Here is a 3,463-nt window from a genome sequence, read left to right as displayed (position 1 = left end):
TCCGCGCAAGCTCAAAGCGATGTTGACCTGTTTAAACGAGATCGAGGCAGGACAATAGCGATGCCGTTACCCGTGATGGCCCCACCGCCCCTCCAGGCATGCGTCGTGCGGGCCGAACAAAAATATCAGGTGCCCGCGTGCATCTTGCGCGCGATTCATCAGATCGAATCCGGTGGCAGTCACCGACCGGGCCTGATGCGTTCGAATACAAACGGCACCCGGGATTATGGCGTTACGCAGATTAATACGGTCTGGATGCGGTATTTCAATCAGAAATTCGGCATCACTGCGCATCAGATCACGAGCAACAGCTGTCTGGCGATTCACGCCGCTGCTTATGTGGTGCGCTTTGAAATCAATGCGTCCGGTGATTTCTGGATGGGCGTTGGGCGCTATCACAGCCGTACACCGGCCAGACGTGATCGGTATCTCCGGCGCGCCGCCGCTTTAGCGCAACAATTCGGATGCACCCTCCGGTAAATGCGCGCAGCAGCCTGCCGGTCGTCATTCTGTCCGTCATTCTTCTCGGGTTCGGCTTAAACCTGTTCTGGCGTCTGGAACACGGCGCGATCGCGCAGCAGTTTTTAATCTGGAAGCAGCTTGAAGTGAGGCCGCTCGCTCTCGTATCCGATACCGCTCAAGTCTTGCAGGCGCGCCTCGCATTGTATTTCCGGTATAAAGAGGTCGTCACTCTGAAAGAATTGTGGCAGTTGGGTCAGCACATTGGTCTGTTCTATGTCGCGATTCCAGTTGCATTCAGTCTAGGGTGCGCCGCTCGAGCGCTGCGCCACCCGATATTGCGCGCCGCCCGTGTGCAATCGATGCAATCGTTGATTGAGGCGCAGCGCGCACGCTTCTCCGCCATCGCGCCGATTCTGCGCAGAGATTTAACCGACGACGCCTCGCCTGAATGGGCCTCATCCAGGCATCCAGAAGAATGGGTCAAAGAACATCAGTTGATTGTACGCGGTCAATTGGATATCCTGCGCACACGCGAACAACTCATCCAGCAACTGGGCAAGCGAATTAATGCACTGTCCCAACTGAAACCGCATGAACGCGCGCTGTTTGCGGTCTTTGGCCTGCGCGCGTTCTTCAAAGACGTCAAAGGCGCGCAGCAGCTTATGGATGCCCTGAGTGCGGTCAATCGCCACTCCAGACCCGATTTTGCATTGGCGCAGGCTGCTTTTCAGCGGTGCGCCAGTGCGAAGACTGCACCTCTGTGGCTCACTCAGCATCCCTACCCGCGCACTTTGTTAATGGCGCTCCTGATCGAAGCGAGAACTCTCGGCGTGTTGCCATCCTCCCATTTCATCTGGTTAAAGCCGCTGGATCGAGCGCTATGGTATGCCCTCAATACCGCGGGCCGTAAAGTGCCCTTTATCGAGTCAGCGGGCGTATTTAATCAGATGCAGGCGGAGCGCATTGCATCACACCACCAGTGCTGCTTGACCGAACCCCATGTCGAAGAGGCCATCAAAGGACTGCAACGCTATCTTGAAGACGTGGGACTGATGACATCGCCTGGAGCATCATGAAACTTAAATTGGATACATCACCTAAAGATCGCATTTTGGTCGAGCTCGACGGAACGGTGGTCACGATGTTCATGCGCACCGGCTTTCTCCGTTCGATCACACGGACGAAATACGCGTGCACCGACTCGGCGGCAGTCAGTGCATTCTCGATCACGTCCACCAAGACAAATGAAAACGCGACCGCGCCGCACGCACTGGTCTTCGTGAGCGAAGCCGCCGGTCAGGAAAAAGTCGCCATTATCGAGCGTTTTCGCACGGATGCCGATGCGCAGGTGGCCTTCATGCGGGTGCAGCAGGCATTGCATCGCTTAACTGTAGCGCGCAAGCGCCAACATCGGTTGCGCATATTGGGCAGACTCATCGCTCTGCCGCTTCTGGTATTCGTTGTGTCGATGTCTTTAGTGCGTTTTCTCGATTCCCATCATGGCTCTCTGGCTGCGCTCGATAGAATTATGCGCGCTGCGGGGACGATAGACGAGGAGCGGTTTCAAATAAATGATGTACGCTAGATATCGACTTGCGCTCGTGTGTCCAGTTCTCCCGCGCTGCTCCTGGCTATAGCGTCTTGCCTGTCCAGCTAAAGCGGACAATACCAAATCTGATCTTAAGAGACACCACTTCCAGTAAGGGTTTCCGGGGTGTTAATTTTACGGGCGCGTTACCTAAAAGATACCCATAGCCTTTTCCTGCCAGAGCCTATAATTTACTAGGAAGTCCCTGCGGTAGCCTGCAAAGTAAGACCAAATTCCGCAGCACGGCGATGCAGTTGTTTGATAACTCGTTCACGATAACGTTGTTCGTAGTAGTCAGCGCCAGGATCTTGGTAGCCCAGTCCATAGCGCATGGCGTTATAGAAAAGAATCGCAATTTTTCTGGCAGTGGCGGTGACGGCCTTGGCTTTGCCAATTCTGGCAGCCAAACGCCGATAAAAAGCACCTAGTGCCGTGTGAGTGCGTCCAACCGCTACCGCTGCCCGTCGCAGGTGAGCCGTGGCGCGATTCGACGTTCTTTGAGTCCGAGCTGATAATACTTTGCCACCGCTGATTTTGCAGCTGGGCGACAGACACAACCAGGAAGTGAAATGTTTAGCGCTAGGCCAGCGGCTTCCGCACTCTGAAACGAGTCGTAAAACTAGATAGGGGCCAATCCCGTGAATTTGGGTCAGATCGGTACCGGTGATCTGATAGAGCATGGGGCGGACGTCAAAATTCACGGAGTTGGAAGCTCTGTGACGACAACGGAATTTCGGTAAGGGCGAGTTGGGATCCGAGCTCTCCGCCGCAAGCAAGGCCAGGGTCTGTTCTATTTGCGCATCGCATTCCTGGATACGGGCCTGATAGACGTCATACAGACTCAATGTTTGCTTCAAGCTAAAGACATGTTCAGGTTGATAGTTGCCAACGAGAGCAGATTGGACGGTCTGTTCGCTGGCTTTACAGCGGCAATCGCGCAGCTTGGCTAGCACTTGCGGATCGCGTTCCCCTTCTATAATGGCTCGCATAATCTTCATGCCCGTCTCGCCCGTTATGTCAGTTACGACGTGGTGCAGTTGCAAATTCATGTAGTTAAGCGCTTGGTGTGCCAAGGAAGCAAGCATCCGTCCTGGATGCTTGCTTCCTTGGCACACCAAGCGCTTAACTACTCGGCAAGGCCGACGCCAGAAAAAATGGTGGGGTGGAAAAAATTGATTTTGAAGCCGACCACACGCTTATTGATAATTTGATATTTATTTGGATAGGCAATGGGCGTAAATGGCTGCTCGCGTTTAAACACTTTCTGCGCTTCCAGATAGAGCTGAGTGCGCTTCGCAGTATCAATCGTTTGTTGTGCTTTCNGGCNTAAGTCNTCGAANNCTTTGTTGCGCCAGTGCGAGAAACGCACTGTTTCCAGCCATTCGTCAGGATCATTACGTTCGCCAACCCATC

4 protein-coding genes are annotated in these 3,463 nt (G+C 54.0%); 3 read left to right on the top strand and 1 reads right to left on the bottom strand.

Annotation, left to right across the window (positions count from 1 at the left end):
- The 3 genes from CAGGBEG34_RS08740 to CAGGBEG34_RS08730 form a co-directional block, all read left to right on the top strand.
- A partial coding sequence (locus CAGGBEG34_RS08740; RefSeq protein WP_203224883.1) for a lytic transglycosylase domain-containing protein occupies nucleotides 1–480 on the top strand: 480 nt, incomplete at its 5' end.
- Nucleotides 465–1,538, top strand: a complete 1,074-nt coding sequence (locus tag CAGGBEG34_RS09820; RefSeq protein WP_006683292.1) for a secretion/conjugation apparatus DotM-related subunit — start codon at nucleotides 465–467, stop codon at nucleotides 1,536–1,538. The genes CAGGBEG34_RS08740 and CAGGBEG34_RS09820, both read left to right, overlap by 16 nt.
- Nucleotides 1,535–2,047, top strand: a complete 513-nt coding sequence (locus CAGGBEG34_RS08730) for a hypothetical protein (RefSeq protein ID WP_006683291.1) — start codon at nucleotides 1,535–1,537, stop codon at nucleotides 2,045–2,047. The genes CAGGBEG34_RS09820 and CAGGBEG34_RS08730 overlap by 4 nt, the downstream gene beginning before the upstream one ends.
- Nucleotides 2,048–2,244: 197 nt before the next feature.
- Here CAGGBEG34_RS08730 and CAGGBEG34_RS08725 read toward each other — a convergent pair whose 3' ends face one another.
- A complete protein-coding gene (locus CAGGBEG34_RS08725) occupies nucleotides 2,245–3,099 on the bottom strand; it encodes a transposase (RefSeq protein ID WP_203224882.1) in 855 nt (284 codons plus the stop codon).
- Nucleotides 3,100–3,463: the final 364 nt, after the last annotated feature.

It is taken from the genome of Candidatus Glomeribacter gigasporarum BEG34, from assembly GCF_000227585.1.
In the GTDB taxonomy this organism is placed as follows: domain Bacteria; phylum Pseudomonadota; class Gammaproteobacteria; order Burkholderiales; family Burkholderiaceae; genus Glomeribacter; species Glomeribacter gigasporarum_B.
This window is presented reverse-complemented; position numbering and strand designations above follow the sequence as displayed.

What these genes read in the sequence shown, in the direction of transcription:
- CAGGBEG34_RS08725 (WP_203224882.1), bottom strand. Translation starts at nt 3,099, where the DNA reads ATGAATTTGCAACTGCACCACGTCGTAACTGACATAACGGGCGAGACG.
- CAGGBEG34_RS09820 (WP_006683292.1), top strand. Translation starts at nt 465, where the DNA reads ATGCACCCTCCGGTAAATGCGCGCAGCAGCCTGCCGGTCGTCATTCTG.
- CAGGBEG34_RS08730 (WP_006683291.1), top strand. Translation starts at nt 1,535, where the DNA reads ATGAAACTTAAATTGGATACATCACCTAAAGATCGCATTTTGGTCGAG.